We start from the raw sequence: 17,754 nt of genomic DNA on the forward strand, positions 1-17,754 counted from the left end.
AAGCGGACATGGCTCAGTTGGTAGAGCACAACCTTGCCAAGGTTGGGGTCGCGGGTTCGAGCCCCGTTGTCCGCTCCATTGCATTTCCGGACCGTTTAGGCGGTCCTTTTTCGGCGAAGTGGCCAAGTGGTAAGGCAGAGGCCTGCAAAGCCTTTACCCCCGGTTCGAATCCGGGCTTCGCCTCCAGGCAACATCCGGGCGCTCCGGCGCCCGTTTTGTTTTACATATGCGGACATGGCTCAGTTGGTAGAGCACAACCTTGCCAAGGTTGGGGTCGCGGGTTCGAGCCCCGTTGTCCGCTCCAAACGCAGCAGCCCGACTACTACGGTAGCCGGGCTTTTTCGTACCCATCGCTTGGACTCGAACCCGAGAGGGAGCGAGCGTTAAGCAAACGCGGAGCGTTTGTAGCGAGCTGGCGAGGACGCCGGCAGGCGGCCGAAGCCGGTGCGGATCCGCGAAGCGAATACGCAGACGCCCCGTTGTCCGCTCCAACTATCTTACGCGGTTCTAACGAACCGCGTTTTTTGTTGACGCTGCGCGAGCCCCGGGCACCCCATCTTGCCCCTCAATCGTCGGTCGCGTACATAGAGTACGCTTCCCTCCTCTTTCGCGGCAACCTGGGGCACCCGGAGCCCGCTCGCTGTCGTGGCCGGGGAAGTGGGTTTTCCGTTCTTTTCACTAATCGATTGATTCGCCCCAGGAGGCTCGAGCCCGTGAGGGAGCGAGCGTTTTGGGACGTGGCCGTGGCGTTGTTTGCCGCGAATGTTCGCTTTGGGCGTATCATCGTGGGCATCTCGCAAAACCTCGTTGCAAGGGAGACTCGTCCCATGGCTACAGAAAAGTCTTCTTCGCGCTCATGGATGTCCGACGCCGCGATCTATCAGATCTACCCGCGCTCGTTTAAGGATTCGACTGGTTCGGGTCTGGGCGATATCGCGGGCATTACCCAGCAGATGGACTATCTTGAGCAGCTGGGTATCGAGGCCATCTGGCTGAGCCCGTTTTACCCATCGCCTCTTGTCGATGGTGGCTATGATGTGGCGGACTACTGCGATGTCGACCCACGTCTCGGCTCGCTTGACGACTTCGATGACATGATCGCTGCGGCTCATGCGCGCGGCATCAAGGTCATCGTCGACATCGTGCCTAACCATTCATCCAACCAGCACCCCTGGTTCAAAGCCGCTCTTGCCGCCGGCCCCGGATCGCCCGAGCGCGCCCGTTATATCTTCCGCGATGGTCGCGGCGAGCACGGCGAGCTGCCTCCCACCAATTGGAATGCCAACTTTGGCGGCCCCGCCTGGACGCGTGTTGCGGACGGTCAGTGGTATCTGCACATGTTTACGCCCGAGCAGCCGGACTTTGACTGGTCATGCCCCGAGGTTCACGCGTTCTTTTGCGACGTCCTGGCGTTTTGGAGCGATCGAGGCGTCGATGGCTTTCGCATTGATGTGGCGCACGGTCTCGCCAAGGACCTCGACCGCGATGACCTCGACCGGTGGCATCTCGCCGAGGGCGATGACATGGTTGACGACGGCACCCATCCGCTGTGGGACCGCAACGAGGTCCACGAGATCTATCGCGAGTGGCGCCGCGTGTTCGACCGCTATAATCCGCCGCGCAGCGCCGTTGCCGAGGCGTGGGTGCTGCCCGAGCGCCAGTATCTCTACGCGCGCCCCAGCGAGCTTGGCCAGACATTCAACTTTGAGTTCGCCAAGGCTACTTGGACCTATGATGACATGCACGCTGCAATCGAGGAGGGCTTGAAGGCGGCCATCGAATCCGATTCCGCCTCGACCTGGGTACTCTCCAACCACGACGTGCCGCGCGTGGCGACACGCTATGCCCTGCCGCAAATCAATGCGACGCGCTACCATCAGATTGCGCTCGACTGGCTCTTACGCGACGGGTCGTCTTATGACGAGGACCGTGAACTCGGTGAGCGCCGCGCGCGGGCGGCCCTTTTGCTTGAGTTGGCGCTTCCGGGCTCGGCATACGTGTATCAGGGTGAGGAGCTCGGCCTTTTTGAGGTGGCTGACATCCCATGGGCTGCACTCGAAGATCCCACTGCGACCAATACGCACGGACCGAAGCGCGAGAAGGGGCGCGACGGCTGTCGTGTGCCCCTGCCGTGGGTGGCAGCGGACGATCCCGCGCAAGGCGGATCGTTTGGGTTTTCGCCGGCGGACGCCGATGCGGCGCCCCATCTGCCGCAGCCTGCATGGTTTTCCGATTACGCTGCCGATGGGGAAGAAGCGGACCCGACATCGATGCTTGCGCTCTATCGTGACGCCCTCTGGCTGCGGCGCAAGCTGCGCGGGTGCGCCAACGATCTTGCGTGGCTCGATCTTGACGGGCGCACCGGCCTTGCGGATGGTGCCGAGGGCGCTGAGGGTGGCGTCATCGCCTATCGCCGCGATAACGGCTGGGCGTGTGTGACGAACTTCGGTGCAGCACCCGTGGAGCTGCCGGCGGGCAGGGTCCTGCTCACTTCATCACCGCTTGCAGACGGCAGGCTCGCGCAGGACAGCTCTGCCTGGATCATGCTCGGTGAGATGTAAAGACCTCTTGCGGCGAGTTTGAGTTTGCCTGCACCTTCCGTGGCGGCTGATGTCTTCGCGAGGTTCGCGAGGGCGTCGCAAAACTTTTCAAAAAAAGTTCTTGCATAGGATGCGGGCATCACGTAAGATTAATCCTCGTAAGCGGACATGGCTCAGTTGGTAGAGCACAACCTTGCCAAGGTTGGGGTCGCGGGTTCGAGCCCCGTTGTCCGCTCCATTTGGGCGTTTAGCTCAGGGGGAGAGCGCTTCCCTGACACGGAAGAGGTCAGAAGTTCAAATCTTCTAACGCCCACCAAATGTTCGCAGCTCAGAGGCATCGCCCCTGGGCTGTTTTGTTTTGGTCGCCAAATACGTCACCAAATTTCGAGTTTTTGATCTTCCGGGATGCCTCTCAGTAGTCATCCGAGGAAACTCTCATCTTCTCCGTTTGCATACACATATCTTTCAAGGATTCGTGCCGCGGTTGCATGAGGCTCGGCAAGGCATGACCGCAACATGTTGGTCAAGCATAATCTTTTGGATTCTTTTGGCGTGAGCGGCTTGGTTTTGGTAGGATTTGTTAGCGGCTTGACTAAGGGGGTTTTATAACTGCCATGCAGGTAGCCGTGTTGGTAACGTTTTACCGACTTGTCAAATACCCCTCATTTTTAATGCGTCTGCAAAATGACTAATTGCTTTGACCTGCTGAAACACTATATGTTGTGTTTGATCTAAAAAAAGAATACAGGATATAGATGCCTCTTTGTCGTATGATAGATGGCGGACAGAGAACGAAGACCTTAACTGCCTCTTTTGAACGTATCCTTGAGCCGCTTGATCGGCTCCTGGGAATGTCCGCATGGAGGCTTATGGTTTATCGAGAACACAGATTGCGCGACGGCGCCGCAAGACAGGGGCAAGCCCTGCCGGGCATCGTTTGGCTCTGAAGCGCAATGAGGCTACGATGCGAAAGAGGCAAGAGGATGAAGATCATCAAGCGCAGCGGCACCGAGGTTGTCTTTGACATCGATAAGATCGTCAATGCCATCCGCGCCGCCAACTTGGAGGTCGAGGAGAGCTCTCGTCTAACCGACCGCCAGGTGGTTTACGCGGCACAAAACGTCGCCGAGGCATGTGAGAACGCGGGCCACACCGTTTCGGTCGAGGAGATCCAGGATTTGGTCGAGGACGAGATCATGCGTCTCGACTGCTACGAGGTTGCCCGCCACTACATCATCTATCGCTATGTCCAGAGCCTGAAGCGCCAGAAGAACACGACCGACGACAAGATTCTGTCGCTGATCGAGTGCAATAACGAAGAGGTCAAGCAGGAGAACTCTAACAAGAACCCGACCGTCAATTCCGTCCAGCGCGACTACATGGCCGGCGAGATTTCCAAGGACCTGACTCAGCGTGTGCTGCTGCCCCAGGAGATCGTGGATGCCCACAATGAGGGCCTGATCCACTTCCACGATTCCGACTACTTTGCCCAGCACATGCATAACTGCGACCTGGTGAACCTGGAGGATATGCTCCAGAACGGTACTGTTATCTCGGGTACGCTGATTGAGAAGCCGCACAGCTTCTCGACGGCTTGCAACATCGCGACGCAGATTATCGCCCAAGTTGCTTCCTCCCAGTACGGTGGCCAGTCGATTTCGCTGACCCATCTTGCCCCGTTCGTCGAGGTGAGCCGTCAGAAGATTCGCGGCGAGGTCGCCCGCGAGCTCGAGGAGCTCGGCGTTTCCGCATCTCCCGAAAAGGTCCGCGAGGTTGTTGAGGACCGCCTGCGTGACGAGATCCGTCGCGGCGTCCAGACGATTCAGTATCAGGTCGTGACCCTTATGACCACGAATGGCCAGGCGCCGTTCGTGACGGTCTTTATGTATCTCAATGAGGCCCGTACGCCCCAGGAGAAGCACGACCTTGCCATGATTGTGGAGGAGACGCTTCGTCAGCGCTATGAGGGCGTTAAGAACGAAGCCGGCGTGTGGATCACCCCGGCGTTCCCCAAGCTCATCTACGTGCTCGAGGACGATAACATTCGCGAGGATTCGCCGTACTTCTATCTGACCAAGCTCGCCGCCAAGTGCACCGCCAAGCGCATGGTGCCCGACTACATCTCCGAGAAGAAGATGCGCGAGCTCAAGCTGTCTAAGGGCGAGACTGCCGGCAACGGCGATTGCTACACCTGCATGGGTTGCCGCAGTTTCCTGACGCCCGACCGTTCGGGCAACGGCTTTAACAATGTCGCCAACGCGCTGAACTATGACCCGACCAAGCCTAAGTACTACGGTCGCTTTAACCAGGGTGTTGTGACCATCAACCTGCCCGATGTCGCGCTGAGCTCGCATCAGGACATGGATAAGTTCTGGAAGATCTTCGACGAGCGCCTTGAGCTGTGCCATCGTGCCCTGCTTTGCCGTCATGAGCGCCTGATGGGCACGCTTTCGGATGCCGCGCCGATTCTTTGGCAGTACGGCGCCCTGGCGCGTCTGAAGAAGGGCGAGACGATCGACAAGCTGCTCGTGGGCGGCTATTCCACCATCAGCCTGGGCTATGCCGGCCTGTATGAGTGCGTCAAGTACATGACGGGTCACAGCCACACCGAGAAGGAGGGCACGCCGTTCGCCATGGCCGTCATGCAGCGCATGAACGACAAGTGCGCCGAGTGGAAGGCCGAAAGCGATATTGACTTCTCGCTGTACGGTACCCCGCTTGAGTCGACGACCTACAAGTTCGCCAAGTGCCTGCAGCGTCGTTTTGGCATCATCCCGGGCGTGACGGACAAGGGCTACATCACCAACAGCTACCACGTCCACGTGTCCGAGGAGATCGACGCATTCGACAAGCTCAAGTTCGAGGGCATGTTCCAGCAGCTTTCGCCGGGCGGTGCCATCTCCTACGTCGAGGTTCCCAACATGCAGGACAACCTCAAGGCTGTCATCCGCGTGATGCAGTACATCTACGACAACATCATGTACGCCGAGCTCAACACCAAGAGCGACTACTGCCAGGTGTGCGGCTACGATGGCGAGATCAAGATTGTCGAGGATGACGGCAAGCTGGTGTGGGAGTGCCCCAGCTGCGGCAACCGCGACCAGGAGAAGATGAATGTCGCCCGTCGCACGTGCGGCTACATCGGTACCCAGTTCTGGAACCAGGGTCGAACCGAGGAGATCCGCGACCGCGTGCTGCATCTCTAGTACCGCTTCGGGGCTGAACCGAGGGGGCCGCTTGGGCATTTGCTCGCTATTTCGGACAGTCCTGCGCAAGACGAAGGCCACATTAAGTGGCCTTCTTTGCGTGCGGAACTCATATCGAGCAAAAGCCCAAGCGGCCCCCTCGGTTCAGCCAAGTTGATGTAGCTGAGATGCAGTATGCGGTCTGCTCACTCCTCGAAGTTCTTAGCGGAAATAAGTTGACTTGCAACAACGCTTTGCTTGCGATGGCGGTTGAGCCGCAACCCAGTTTTTATTAGACCTCGAACCCTATACTCGATGTTCGCTTCGTTCATTGAGTTACCCTTTGCATGAGGCCGGGACATATCGTCCCGCCCGCAGTTTCGCAGGCCGAAGGCCGAGAATGTTTGAGGACGGGATGATATGTCCCGGCCTCCCGGGAGAGTTACCTATGAACTACGCGAACATTAAGTATTTCGACATTGCTGATGGAGAAGGCGTCCGCACTTCTCTGTTTGTGAGCGGGTGCCGTCGTGGCTGCAAGAATTGCTTTAACTCCGTCGCGTGGGACTTTGCCGCGGGCGAGCCGTTTGATCGTGCCGTCGAGGACAAGATTATCGAGAGCCTCGATCATCCCTTTATTGACGGCCTGACGATTCTGGGCGGCGAGCCTATGGAGCCCGAGAATCAGGCGGGACTCGTTGATTTTGTCGAGCGTGTTCGCGCGGCCTATCCAGCGGGGTCGGGGAAGACTATTTGGTGCTTCACCGGCGATGTGCTCGAGGAGCTTATGCCGGGAGGCCGCCACCATACCGAGGTCACGGACCGTATCCTTGCCTGCCTCGATATGTTGGTGGATGGCCCGTTTGTTCAGGATCTGTATGATATCTCATTGCGCTTTAGGGGCTCGAGCAACCAGCGCGTGATCGATATGAACGCTACGCGCGCCCGTGCTGAGCGCGAGGGCGTTGCGCTTTGTGATGCGGTTGAACTTTGGCGTGATGATCCGGTCTATTCGACCCATACTATGTAGCTTGTGGTCGATGCCGGAGGGCGTGGTACCATAGCGCGAACGTGAAATCGGAAAAGTGAGGCCCAGATGGTCGATCAGGAAAAAGTCGAGGCCGCCATTAAGCTGTTGCTTGAGGGCATAGGCGAGGACCCAACTCGTGAGGGCCTGTTGGAGACCCCGGCGCGCGTTGCCCGTATGTATGGTGAGATCGCCGGCGGCATGGGCCAGAGTGCCGAGGAGCACCTGTCCAAAACCTTTGCCGTCGCTTCGAACGATTTGGTTATCGAGCGCGACATCACGTTCTATTCGCTGTGTGAACATCATCTGCTACCGTTTTATGGCAAGGCCGCCATTGGTTATATCCCTAACGGTCGGGTGGCTGGGCTTTCCAAGCTCGCCCGCACGGTTGAGGTTTATGCCCGCCGTCTGCAGCTGCAGGAGCAACTGTGTGCACAGGTTGCCGATGCCCTCATGGACTATCTCGCTCCCCAGGGAGCGATTGTGTTGATGGAGGCCGAGCATATGTGCATGACGATGCGTGGCGTGCAAAAGCCCGGCACCAAGACCGTGACGCTCGCTCGCCGCGGCGTCTTTGAGACCGATCCCGCGCTCGAGGAGCGTTTCTTTAGGATGTTGGGCCGCTAACCATGAGAGTCGTCAACGACTTTACATCGAAGACCGATGAGGGGACGTCGCGTCGCGGCTTTATGGCTTCGGGCCTGACCCCCTTTGGTGCCATGCCTCGCATTGATTACATTTGTGCCAACGGGCTGTTCCGGCGGCACCTGGGCAACATTGCACAGTTGGAATCGGGGCGCATCTTCTGCCGCCACGGTATTGACCATCTGCTCGATGTCGCTCGCATTATGTGGATCAAGAATCTCGAGGAACAGCTCGAATTTGACCGCGAGGTCATCTACGCCACGGCACTTCTTCACGATATCGGCAAAGATGAACAGTATGAATCGGGTATATCCCATGATGTTGCAAGCGAACGCGTCGCTGATGCGATTCTCGGCGGCATGCCCGATGACGTGGCGTTTGAGCCGGCCGATGCCGCAGCCATTAAGACGGCCATTCTGGGCCATCGAAAGCTGCGCGTGAACAGCCAACCGCTTGAGCGTCTGCTCTATGCAGCCGACAAAGCGTCGCGCGCCTGCTTTGCATGCCCCGCGCGCAATGCTTGCAACTGGAGCGATGATAAAAAGAACCTGTCGATTCGCGTGTAGTTAGTTTGCGCGGTTGGGGTTCTAAACGAAGGAGACGATCGCGTTGAGTAACAAAAAACTGCCCGAGAATGCAACCAAGACTGAAGGTGCTGAGCTCGCCCGCCGTGGAAGGGGCGAAATATCCACCGCAACGGCGGTGCCTCACGTGAGCTATGATGATCTGCGCCATGCCGATCGTATTGTCATTGACGGCCTTGAGGTTTTTGCCAACCATGGCGTGTATCCCGAGGAGAACGCGCTGGGTCAGAAGTTCATCGTTTCTCTGGTGCTCTATGCCGACCTGCGCGCGGCGGGGGAGCACGATAACCTGGATGCCTCGATTGACTACGGCTCGGTGTGCCACGATGTCGATGGCTATCTGCGCGAGCATACGTTTAAGCTCATCGAGGCGGCAGCCGAGGGGACAGCCCAGATGCTGCTGCGCCGTTATCCCTCGCTGCTTGGTGTGCGCATAAAGCTCGATAAGCCGTGGGCTCCTGTTGGCCTGCCCCTGGCAAGCTGCGGCGTCGAGATCGAGCGCGTGCGCTAACCGGTTCTAATACGACTCTATGGGTGGCTGCTTGAGCCGCTGCGACAGAGCTTTATTGTTGGGACAGTACGTGTCGAGCAGGGCGTGGAATCGCTGATTGTGGCTTGGCTCGAGCAAGTGGACGAGCTCGTGGGCGACAACCATGTCGAGGCATTCGATGGGATAGGCGGCAAGTTCGAGTGCGATGCGAATGGCGCCGGTCTTGGGCGTGCATGATCCCCAGCGCGTTTTCATGCTGCGCACGGAGACGCGGGCCACGGTGACGCCCATTGCGATTTCGTACGCGTGCACCATATCGTACAGCGCCGTGGTGACCTCGGTTGCATAGAGCTGGTCGATACGGGCTTGGAGCTCATCGGACGTTAGGCCGTCGAGGATTGCGTGCCGCTTGGCCTGTGGGCCTTCGTCCGATTCATCGGTACCCATAAAACTTGCGAAGGTGGCCTGTTTGGGTCGCGGTGCGGGTGATGCAAAGTTGTGATCGAGTGCATCCTGTACCGTGATGGGCTTGCCCCAAAGTGCAATGATGGACGAGGGGCTGAGCGGCTCTCGTGCCGTCGCCTGACGTTGCTCGCGCTGGGCAAGTCGGCTGATAATCCAGGCGCTGTTGCACTTCACAAACGCTTCGATACGCTCGCGGCTGGCGCCGATCGGTGCGCTGGCGTGGACCTCGCCGCTCGATGTGACGCGTAGGTTGAAGTTCTTGACGCGCTTTTTGGTAACGACGACGGGGATGGTCGTCCCATCCGGTCGGGATGCGGAAATCGTAAACTGCTGCGTCAAAAGCGGTCCTTCAGATCGGGGACGGGCCGGCATGTCGACCGTTCGGCATGCCGGCCCGCTCAAGGGATGTGAAATTAATAACGCTCGAAGAAGGCAAGCGCGTTGTCGCTGCAGAGCTTTTGCATCACGGTCTTGCCAAAATGCTTGGAAAGCATGTTCTGGAACTCGGGCATCTTGCTGGCATCGGAGAGGAAAGCGGGCACCGTGGCGCCGTCCCAGTCGCCGCCGAGCGCGATGACGTCCTCGCCGCCCAGGTCGAGCCAGTGCTCGATATGCGCCGCCAGCTGGTCGAAGGTGACGTCTGCGGCGGTCTTGTCGGTTGCGTCGTTGGAAAGGAACTCGCTGCAGTAGTTGAGGCCGACGATGCCACCCATGTCGCGAATGGTGCGGAACTGGTCGTCGGTAAGGTTGCGTTTGGCGCCGCAAACCGCACGGGAGTTGGAGTGGCTGGCGACGAAGGGACGCGTGGCGCGGGCGGCGACCTCGTCAAAGCACTCATCGTTGAGGTGGGAGGCGTCGAGCACCATGCCGGCGTGCTCCATCTGCGTAAGCGCCTCGATGCCGGCGGCGGTGAGGCCGGCGTGGGTGTCGTGGCCGCTCGCGAGCGGTCCCTGCGCGTTCCAGCTGAGTGACGACATAAGCACGCCCAGGCTCTTGAGCACCTCGATCAGCGCGGGGTCCTCGGCAAAGAACGTGGCGTTTTCGATGGTGTGGATGCAAGCGACCTTGCCGTCCTTGAGCGCGGGGCGAATGTCTGCGGCGCTGCGCACGTTGACCATACGGTCGTGGTTGAGCATTGCCTGGCCGCTCATATGCGCCATGATCTGCGCCTGGAAGCGCGCGGCGTGGGCGGTGGGAATCTCGTCGGGGACAAACGTGGCGAAGCACTGTGCCCACGGCGTGTTGCCGATCTTTGCGAGCGAGATGGCACAGGCGTTACCCTCGATGAGGTCGAAATCTTGCGGATGCGTTTCGTCGCCGGGGAAATAACCGTCGGTGCCGGCGGTAAAGCGCAGGTCGAGATCGAGCGTGGCCCAGCCGATTCGGTCGGCAGTGTCGCAGTGTAGGTCAAATACGGGATATGCCATGGTTCCTCCGGTTGCAGCGTTTCTTTGCAAACTGTCATTGAATTGTATGACTAGGGTATAGTTAGCGCCATATGTTCACGGCGGCCCGCGTTGTGCGCCGCCCTTATCACGGAGGTTACCATGTCCAACCAGGGCAAGAAGGTCAAGACCCATTATCGCGGCACGCTCGATGACGGCACGCAGTTCGATAGCTCCTACGATCGCGGCGAGCCGCTGGAGTTCACCTGCGGCGCCGGTCAGATGATCAAGGGCTTCGACGCCGCTGTTGTCGACATGCAGGTGGGCGAGAAGAAGACCGTGCACATTCCTGCTGCCGATGCCTACGGCGAGCACAATCCCGAGATGGTTCTGACCTTCCCGGCCGAACAGGTTCCCAACATCGAGCAGATCGAGAAGGGCATGAAGCTTTTCCTGTCCACGCCGAGCGGTATGCCCGTTCCCGCCGTGGTCATCGACGTAACGCCCGAGGCTGTGACGCTCGACGCCAACCACGAGCTGGCCGGCAAGGACCTCAACTTTGATATCGAGCTCGTTGAGGTCGAGGGTTAGAGTATGCCTGAACGCTTGGTTTCGACGACATGCTTGGGAAATCTCAACGATCCGTCCTATGAACTCCTGCTTCGCCGGAAGTTGGGCGGCGTCTTTGAAGTTGACGAGCTACTGTTCGATTGGGACCGGGCTGATGTATGCGCGTTTGCGGGCGTGACGGAGCTGGGGCGCACGATCGATGTTCGGCTGGATGCTGCCGACGGCGGTCGTCTTGCCGATGGCGACGTGCTCGCCATCGACCGTTCGGGCATGGTGCCCGTGGCGGTTGTCGTGCGCCTGCGCAGCGCCGAGGTTTATTTGGTCGAAGTCGACCGCATGGATCCGATTGCGCTCGCGCATGCGTGCTGGGAGATCGGCAATATGCACGCGCCGCTTTTCCGAGGCGATTCGGACGAGCATACCGTGCGCATGTATACGCCGGTGCAGCCTGTTTTGGGCCGCATGCTCCGGGGCGTCGAGGGTGTTCGGCTCTCGGTGGTTACCCGTGAACTCGATGCGGACCGGCGCTTCGCATCGAGTGCGGCGGAGGCCGTCGTGAGCATGGCTCCCGACTTTACCATCGTAAAAAAGACGCGCGACTAAGCGCGCGTATGCGCAAGACGGGCTTTGAGGGGTGACCGATCAAGGTCCGTCTTGCTGTTGATAGGAGGCTTTGGGGAAGCATATGGGTCTTGAGGGAATCAAGCTGATTGCATGCGATTTGGACGGCACGTTGCTGCATCCGGGGGAGCGCGAGCCGCGTTCCGAGGCCTTTGAACTCATCGATGAACTGCATCGTCGCGGTATCGTGTTTATGCCGGCGAGCGGCCGTCAATATGCGAGCTTGCGCTACCTGTTTGCCCCGGTGGCCGATGAGCTCGCCTATGTATGCGAAAACGGAGCCCTGGTGATGAGCGAGGGGCGTGCCGTTGTCAAGCGCTCTATGGAGCGTGACCTGGCGATGGATATCGCGAATGCCGTGGTCGCCTACCCCCATGCCGACGTTACCCTTTCCTGCGAGGGGCACCTCTACACCATAAGCGGCAACGATGCGTTCGTCGACCATTTGCGCTATGAGGTCCACTGCGATGTGGCGGTGGTCGGCCGTCCCGAGGACATCGACGAGGACGTCATTAAGATTGCCTTCCAGATGCCCGAGGTGGATCAGCCGGCGGCCCTGGAGTATTTCGAGCGCCTCTTTAGCGACCGTGTTGACGTGATGACGTCGGGAACCGAATGGACGGACTTTATCGGTTTCGGTTCGGGCAAGGGCTCCGCGCTTGCCGATTACGGTCGTGCCCTGGGTATTTCGCCCGATGAGATGATGGCGTTTGGCGATAACGAAAACGACCGCGACATGCTCAACGTAGTGGGCCATCCTTATCTAATGGAGAGCTGCAATCCCTCTATGCGTGGCATCAACGACCACGTCCGCTACGTGCGCACGGTCGAAGAGGAGCTGCGCCGTCTGCTCGCCGAGTAGGTTTTCGGGACATACCTAGAAATCTATTTTTTGCTGCAAAGTGCGAAAAGGTGGATTTAAGGCATGTTCCAAACATTTACCGGCAGTCGGGGCAGAGACCCTCGAAGATGGTGTAGTGCGACGTGACGTGCCAGCCGATTTGCTCGGATGCCTTGGCGTCGAGCTGGGCATCGAAGGGGAGCGGTACGTCGATGACGCGACTGCACGAGGTGCAGATGATATGCGCATGCGGCTCGATCGTGCGATCGAAGCGGCTGCCGCCCGGCGTCTTGATGGAGAGGATCTCGCCGGCGTCGGCCAAGAGATTGAGATTGCGGTAGACCGTACCGCGGCTGATTTTGTCATCCTGCGCGCGCACGACGTTGTAGATTTCGTCGGCGGTGGGATGGTTATAGCTTTGGCGCACGGCGTCAAGAACCAGCTTTCGCTGCCTGGTATTCCTTCTTTGCACCGCCATGCGCCTCGCCTCTTTTCTATCAACGGTCGTAGGTAAATGATACCGTATTTAGCACACAATACTAATAACGAGGCGTGAAACCGTCTTCATTGGCAAGTGGGGCTCGGGCCTGGGCGTCTACGAGGCGAAAACGCGTTCCCATGCGCTCGTAGGAGGCATGAAGCGCCTCGAGATGAGATAGGACGTTTGCCGGAGCTCCCTGTATCTCCATCTCGACTGAGCCGTCTTCCATATTACGCACCCAGCCGGTGAGGGAGCGTGCCTGCGCGAGGTTGGTGTTGGTAAAGCGAAAACCAACGCCTTGGACTTGCCCCGCCCAGCGCAGGAAATAGCGCAGGGGAGTGTCTTGAGTGGCCTCGTCGCTTGCGAGCACGGTAAGCCTGCGGCGCAGCTCGAGCTCGACGTTTGATGGTTTTTGAGGCTCTCGACTGCCTCCGGTGACGCTGGAGAAGAACGTATCGAAGAAGCCCATCGCTATGCCTGCTTGCCTGCGTCGGACGGGAAGGTTATGCCGGCCTGCTGGCGCACGGCATCCATGATGCGCAGTGAGACGAGCGTGACATCGCGGTAGTGGCCAAGCTCGTGGCGTCCCGCCGGGGTCTCCCAAATCTCTTCCTTAACGTTATCGATGCCGCCGATGGCGGTGATAAAGTCTGTGAGTTCGTATTCCATAGTGTTGCTCGATTTGGGCAGGTCGAGCACGCGGCCGTTGTCGCCCTGCTCGCGCGGTGCCTCGGTCGCCGAGCCGCGTACGACATCGCCGCGATAGTCGATGCGGACGTTGCGGGGCGTGGACAGATGGTCGATCTGGATAGTGCCACGCTCGCCTTCGATCTGCGAGGGCAGCAGGTCATTCGTAATTTTGGAGTGCGCGAGCTCGACGGAGATGCTGCCTCCGCCATAGCTGGCGAGGATGGAACCGCAGCCGTCGATGGGGCCGTGCGTGAGCTGTCGCGTGGTGGGGTCGAGTAGAGTAGTCATGCTCGTAAGGCCGGAGGGCATGCCGAAAATCTCGACCATGGGCTCGACGGCGTAGACGCCAATGTCCATGAGGGAACCCGATGCCATATTGCAGTCGAAGATATTGGTGGCGCGTCCCGCGAGAATCTCGTTGTAGCGCGAGGAATACTTGCCAAAGCGCAATGAGGCGCGGCGGATGGGGGCGATCTCGCCCAGGGCGTCCTCGATGGCGTGGAAGGCGGGATCGTGGAGGGGACGCATGGCCTCGAGGGCCACGACACCTGCTGCCTCGGCAGCGCGGAAGACTTCCAGCGCCTGCGCTTCGGTGGCGCAGAAGGGTTTCTCGACGATGACGTGCTTGCCACCGGCGATGCAGGCAAGAGCCTGCTCGTAGTGAAGTGCGTTAGGGCTGCCGATATAGACGGCGTCGACGTCGGCGGCTGCCGCAAGCTCATCGAGCGACGTAAAGTTTCGCTCGCCACCGCGCTCGGCGGTAAAGGCAGTACCGCGATTGGCGTCGCGTGAAAGCGTGCCCACAAACGCGGCTTGGTCGTTGGCGTTGACGACTTGGATAAAGTCGTCGGTGATCATGGATGTACCGATGGTCGCGATGCGCAGCATACGTCTCCCTTGCGTTGTTTGGTCTACAGGATGAGTGTAGCGCGTGGGGATATAAAGCTGCGCGAAAACGCTATTACAGGTCGCTCTCGTTAAAGCCGGTGTCGATATCGAGGTTGCTGCCGTCGGCCGCCGTGGTGGCGAGCTCATCACAGCGCTCGTTGAGCTCGTGACCGGCGTGACCCTTAACCCAGATGAACTCAACCTTGTGCTTGCTTTTGGCGGTGAGTAGGCGCTCCCACAGGTCGCGGTTCTTGACGGGTTGCTTGTTGGCGGTTTTCCATCCGCGCTTTTTCCAGCCGTCGATCCAGTGCTTGTTAAAGGCGTTGACGACATACTGCGAATCGGAATGGACTTCGACCTCGCAAGGGCGGTTGAGCGCCTCGAGCGCCACGATGACCGCCATGAGTTCCATGCGGTTGTTGGTGGTCTTGGCGTAGCCGCGCGAAAGCTCGGAGGTGAAGGTCTTGCCGGCGGGGTTGGTGTATTTGAGCACGGCGCCGTAGCCGCCGCGTCCCGGATTTGATCGGGCCGAGCCGTCGGTATAGATGATGACCTTCACGGGCTTCCTTTCGTTGGGTACGTTTCGTGTGAGTGACCATTGTAGCGCCATGCCCGCCGGGGGCTAGCAATCTACGATTTCTACCCCGTCTTCCGACAGTTAGTTGGCACGGATGATGCGGTTGAGCTCGTCGAGGTATTGCTGCAAGAGGGGAGAGGGCTTGCGCTCGTCGTGCATGATATAGCCTACGTGCATCGTTGGGGCGTCTGCTAACGGGATCGATGCCATACCCCATTGCATTTCATTGGAGAGGACACCGGTCGACAGGGTGTAACCGTTCGACGTGATAAGTAAGTTAGTAAGTGTTCCGCGGTCCGAGATTCGTATGTTGCGGTCGCAAGGGATATAGCTAAAAGGTTCCTCGGCGTAATAGAAGGAGCTCGAGGTGCCTTGCTCAAAGCTGTAGCGCGTATAGGGTGTAAGGTCGGCAAGGGACAGCTGCGGGCGGCGTGCGAGCGGGTGGCGCTCGCTAACGAAGACGTGGACCGTCGCGTCGAAGAGGGGATGGAAGCTTGCACGGGCATCGGCGAAGGCCTTCTGCAGAACGCGGGCGTTAAAGTCGTCCAGATAGAGGATGCCGATGTCGCTGCGAAACGCGCGGACGTCATCGATGATCTGCGACGTGGTGGTCTCGCGCATGATGAATTCGAACTTGCTGTCCCGGCAGCGCTCGACGACGTTGACGAAGGCCTCGACCGAAAAAGCGTAATGCTGGGCCGAGATGGCAAGGCGCGCCTGGGGCGTGCCGCCGTCCTCGTAGCGGGCCTCGAGCATATCGGCCTGCTCTACGACTTGACGCGCATAGCCCAAAAGCTCGGTGCCGTCGTTGGTGAGCGTGACGCCGCGGCTGGAGCGCGTAAAGATCTCCAGATGGAGCTCCTGTTCCAGGCTTTTGACGGCGTTTGAGATGTTGGACTGAGCGGTATAGAGGCGCTGAGCTGCGGCGTTGATTGAGCCGGACTCTGCCACGGCGATCAGAAAACGAAGCTGCTGGAGGGTCATCGACGCAATCCTTCCGATTGTTATCTATAAAAACGATAACAGGTTAGCGCTTTTAAGTGATTGACCGAGGGAAACAATGCTCGTACTATTCAAAACACACAAAGGCGGTAGGTAATTAAGCCAACCACGGAACCGGGATGCGAAAGGAGGCCCGCATATGAATTGCTTACCAAGACGAATGCCGGGCTCCTGTTTGCGCCCGTCGGCGTGATCAGGAGGCAGCGACTTACTTCTCTCTTTTTATTTACTTTTGTTCGATCAAGGAGATCATCATGAGCCAGTTCATCAACAACCCCGAGCACACCTTTGGTTTCGATACCCTGCAGCTTCACGTTGGCCAGGAGAGCGCCGATCCCGCATCCGACTCCCGCGCCGTGCCTATCTACCAGACCACGAGCTATGTGTTCCGCAACTCCCAGCACGCCGCCGACCGCTTTGGTCTTGCCGATGCTGGTAACATCTACGGTCGTCTGACCAACTCCACCCAGGGCGTCTTCGAGGACCGTATCGCCGCACTCGAGGGTGGCGTGGCGGGTCTCGCCGTCGCCTCCGGTGCTGCTGCCATCACCTATACCCTGCAGGCTCTTGCCCAGGCCGGTGACCACGTGGTGGCTCAGAAGACCATCTACGGTGGCTCCTACAACCTGCTGGAGCATACGCTCTCCCAGTTTGGCGTCGAGACCACCTTCGTCGATGCCCATAACCTGAAAGAGGTCGAGGGGGCCATCAAGGACAACACCACGGTCATCTACCTCGAGACGCTCGGCAACCCCAACTCCGACATCCCCAACATCGACGCCATCTCCGAGATCGCCAAGAAGCACGGTCTGCCGGTTGTCGTCGACAACACCTTCGGCACCCCGTATCTGTTCCGTCCGCTGGAGCATGGTGCCAACATCGTCGTCCACTCCGCAACCAAGTTCATCGGCGGCCACGGCACCTCGCTGGGCGGTGTGATCGTCGACGGCGGTAACTTCGATTGGAAGGCGAGCGGAAAGTACGCCCAGATCGCCGAGCCCAACCCCTCCTACCACGGCGTTTCGTTTGCCGAGGCTGCCGGTCCCGCCGCCTTCGCGACCTATGTCCGCGCCATCTTGCTGCGCGACGAGGGTGCCTGCATCAGCCCGTTCAACGCCTGGGTCCTGCTCCAGGGCACCGAGACCCTGTCGCTGCGCGTCGACCGCCATGTCGAGAACACCAAGAAGGTCGTTGAGTTCCTGGCTGGTGACAGCCATGTCGCCAAGGTGAACCACCCGAGCCTGCCTGAGCACCCCGATCACGAGCTCTATCAGAAGTACTTCCCCAACGGCGGCGCTTCGATCTTCACCTTTGAGATTAAGGGTGGCCAGGAGGCTGCCTGGAAGTTCATCGATCATCTGCAGGTGTTCTCGCTGCTCGCCAACGTGGCCGACGTCAAGTCGCTCGTCGTGCACCCGGCTACCACCACGCACTCCCAGCTCTCTGCCGAGGAGCTCGCCGAGCAGAACATCACGCCCTCCACGATCCGTCTTTCCATCGGTACCGAGAACGCCGAGGACATCATTTGGGATCTGAAGCAGGCCTTCGCCGCGCTGGACGAGTAAGGCGACTTGTGCAAGGACCCCTTGCGACTCGATAGGTATAACTGCATAAAATGCCTGCTCAAGGCGCCTGTGCGAACAATGGTTGCACAGGCGCCTTTTTTGCATAGAGAGGGTGCAAAAACAGGGTTTTTGACATGCTTTATGCATTCGAGTTGTGGAAAACTCCTGTTGAGAGGATGTGAGTTTTACGCAATTGAC

The 17,754-nt window shown here is 59.1% G+C and carries 17 protein-coding genes and 5 tRNA genes; 15 read left to right on the top strand and 7 right to left on the bottom strand.

Annotated elements, in window-relative coordinates:
• Positions 1 to 2: 2 nt before the first annotated feature.
• The 11 genes from PMX72_RS01610 (at position 3) to folB (ending at position 8,492) form a co-directional block, all read left to right on the top strand.
• Positions 3 to 78, top strand: a tRNA-Gly gene (locus PMX72_RS01610).
• 34 nt (positions 79 to 112) lie between these two features.
• Positions 113 to 186 (top strand) — tRNA-Cys (locus tag PMX72_RS01615).
• 42 nt (positions 187 to 228) lie between these two features.
• Positions 229 to 304: transfer RNA gene (locus tag PMX72_RS01620), tRNA-Gly, on the top strand.
• 523 nt (positions 305 to 827) lie between these two features.
• Positions 828 to 2,561, top strand: a complete 1,734-nt coding sequence (locus tag PMX72_RS01625; RefSeq protein WP_271729878.1) for a glycoside hydrolase family 13 protein — start codon at positions 828 to 830, stop codon at positions 2,559 to 2,561.
• Positions 2,562 to 2,702: 141 nt separating this feature from the next.
• Positions 2,703 to 2,778 (top strand) — tRNA-Gly (locus tag PMX72_RS01630).
• 3 nt (positions 2,779 to 2,781) lie between these two features.
• Positions 2,782 to 2,856, top strand: a tRNA-Val gene (locus tag PMX72_RS01635).
• Positions 2,857 to 3,523: 667 nt separating this feature from the next.
• Positions 3,524 to 5,746 carry an anaerobic ribonucleoside-triphosphate reductase gene (nrdD, locus tag PMX72_RS01640; protein ID WP_117757387.1) on the top strand — a complete coding sequence of 741 codons (2,223 nt, stop codon included), beginning with the start codon at positions 3,524 to 3,526 and terminating at the stop codon, positions 5,744 to 5,746.
• Between the two features lie 427 nt (positions 5,747 to 6,173).
• On the top strand, positions 6,174 to 6,755 hold the full coding sequence (nrdG, locus tag PMX72_RS01645; RefSeq protein ID WP_117735798.1) for an anaerobic ribonucleoside-triphosphate reductase activating protein: 582 nt from the start codon (positions 6,174 to 6,176) through the stop codon (positions 6,753 to 6,755).
• A gap of 66 nt (positions 6,756 to 6,821) precedes the next feature.
• Positions 6,822 to 7,379: a GTP cyclohydrolase I FolE gene (gene folE / locus PMX72_RS01650; protein ID WP_117735797.1), complete on the top strand. Its 558-nt coding sequence runs from the start codon at positions 6,822 to 6,824 to the stop codon at positions 7,377 to 7,379.
• A gap of 2 nt (positions 7,380 to 7,381) precedes the next feature.
• Complete coding sequence (locus tag PMX72_RS01655; protein ID WP_199583454.1) at positions 7,382 to 7,963, top strand: HD domain-containing protein; 582 nt, start codon at positions 7,382 to 7,384, stop codon at positions 7,961 to 7,963.
• A 43-nt stretch (positions 7,964 to 8,006) separates the two neighbouring features.
• On the top strand, positions 8,007 to 8,492 hold the full coding sequence (gene folB, locus PMX72_RS01660) for a dihydroneopterin aldolase (RefSeq protein ID WP_055251396.1): 486 nt from the start codon (positions 8,007 to 8,009) through the stop codon (positions 8,490 to 8,492).
• Between the two features lie 6 nt (positions 8,493 to 8,498).
• Here the strand turns inward: folB and PMX72_RS01665 are convergent, their stop codons facing one another.
• Positions 8,499 to 9,275, bottom strand: a complete 777-nt coding sequence (locus tag PMX72_RS01665) for a M48 family metallopeptidase (protein ID WP_271729711.1) — start codon at positions 9,273 to 9,275, stop codon at positions 8,499 to 8,501.
• A 74-nt stretch (positions 9,276 to 9,349) separates the two neighbouring features.
• Entirely contained in the window at positions 9,350 to 10,363 is a 1,014-nt protein-coding gene (locus PMX72_RS01670) for a dipeptidase (protein ID WP_271729710.1), read from the bottom strand.
• 120 nt (positions 10,364 to 10,483) lie between these two features.
• Between PMX72_RS01670 and PMX72_RS01675 the strand changes: the two genes are divergently transcribed.
• The 3 genes from PMX72_RS01675 (at position 10,484) to PMX72_RS01685 (ending at position 12,374) form a co-directional block, all read left to right on the top strand.
• Positions 10,484 to 10,912, top strand: a complete 429-nt coding sequence (locus PMX72_RS01675; RefSeq protein WP_035138874.1) for an FKBP-type peptidyl-prolyl cis-trans isomerase — start codon at positions 10,484 to 10,486, stop codon at positions 10,910 to 10,912.
• Between the two features lie 3 nt (positions 10,913 to 10,915).
• Positions 10,916 to 11,494, top strand: coding sequence for an urease accessory protein UreE (locus PMX72_RS01680; RefSeq protein WP_271729709.1), 579 nt, complete (start codon positions 10,916 to 10,918; stop codon positions 11,492 to 11,494).
• 82 nt (positions 11,495 to 11,576) lie between these two features.
• Positions 11,577 to 12,374 (top strand): HAD-IIB family hydrolase, encoded by a 798-nt coding sequence (locus PMX72_RS01685; RefSeq protein ID WP_117757384.1) that lies wholly within the window; start codon positions 11,577 to 11,579, stop codon positions 12,372 to 12,374.
• Between the two features lie 76 nt (positions 12,375 to 12,450).
• Here PMX72_RS01685 and PMX72_RS01690 read toward each other — a convergent pair whose 3' ends face one another.
• The 5 genes from PMX72_RS01690 to PMX72_RS01710 form a co-directional block, all read right to left on the bottom strand.
• Positions 12,451 to 12,831 (bottom strand): Fur family transcriptional regulator, encoded by a 381-nt coding sequence (locus PMX72_RS01690; protein ID WP_172677978.1) that lies wholly within the window; start codon positions 12,829 to 12,831, stop codon positions 12,451 to 12,453.
• Between the two features lie 61 nt (positions 12,832 to 12,892).
• Entirely contained in the window at positions 12,893 to 13,303 is a 411-nt protein-coding gene (locus tag PMX72_RS01695) for an acylphosphatase (RefSeq protein ID WP_271729708.1), read from the bottom strand.
• Positions 13,304 to 13,305: 2 nt separating this feature from the next.
• Positions 13,306 to 14,412, bottom strand: a complete 1,107-nt coding sequence (locus tag PMX72_RS01700; RefSeq protein ID WP_271729707.1) for a Gfo/Idh/MocA family protein — start codon at positions 14,410 to 14,412, stop codon at positions 13,306 to 13,308.
• A 73-nt stretch (positions 14,413 to 14,485) separates the two neighbouring features.
• Positions 14,486 to 15,022 (bottom strand): ribonuclease HI, encoded by a 537-nt coding sequence (gene rnhA, locus PMX72_RS01705; protein ID WP_117637459.1) that lies wholly within the window; start codon positions 15,020 to 15,022, stop codon positions 14,486 to 14,488.
• A 48-nt stretch (positions 15,023 to 15,070) separates the two neighbouring features.
• The gene (locus PMX72_RS01710; RefSeq protein ID WP_117842850.1) at positions 15,071 to 15,973 is read right to left on the bottom strand and encodes a LysR family transcriptional regulator; all 903 of its coding nucleotides are present in this window, start codon (positions 15,971 to 15,973) and stop codon (positions 15,071 to 15,073) included.
• Between the two features lie 272 nt (positions 15,974 to 16,245).
• Here PMX72_RS01710 and PMX72_RS01715 point away from each other — a divergent pair, with 272 nt between their 5' ends.
• Positions 16,246 to 17,556: an O-acetylhomoserine aminocarboxypropyltransferase/cysteine synthase family protein gene (locus tag PMX72_RS01715; protein WP_271729706.1), complete on the top strand. Its 1,311-nt coding sequence runs from the start codon at positions 16,246 to 16,248 to the stop codon at positions 17,554 to 17,556.
• The last annotated feature ends 198 nt before the right edge of the window (positions 17,557 to 17,754 follow it).

The sequence above is a fragment of the Collinsella aerofaciens genome (genome assembly GCF_028207065.1).
In the GTDB taxonomy this organism is placed as follows: domain Bacteria; phylum Actinomycetota; class Coriobacteriia; order Coriobacteriales; family Coriobacteriaceae; genus Collinsella; species Collinsella aerofaciens_AR.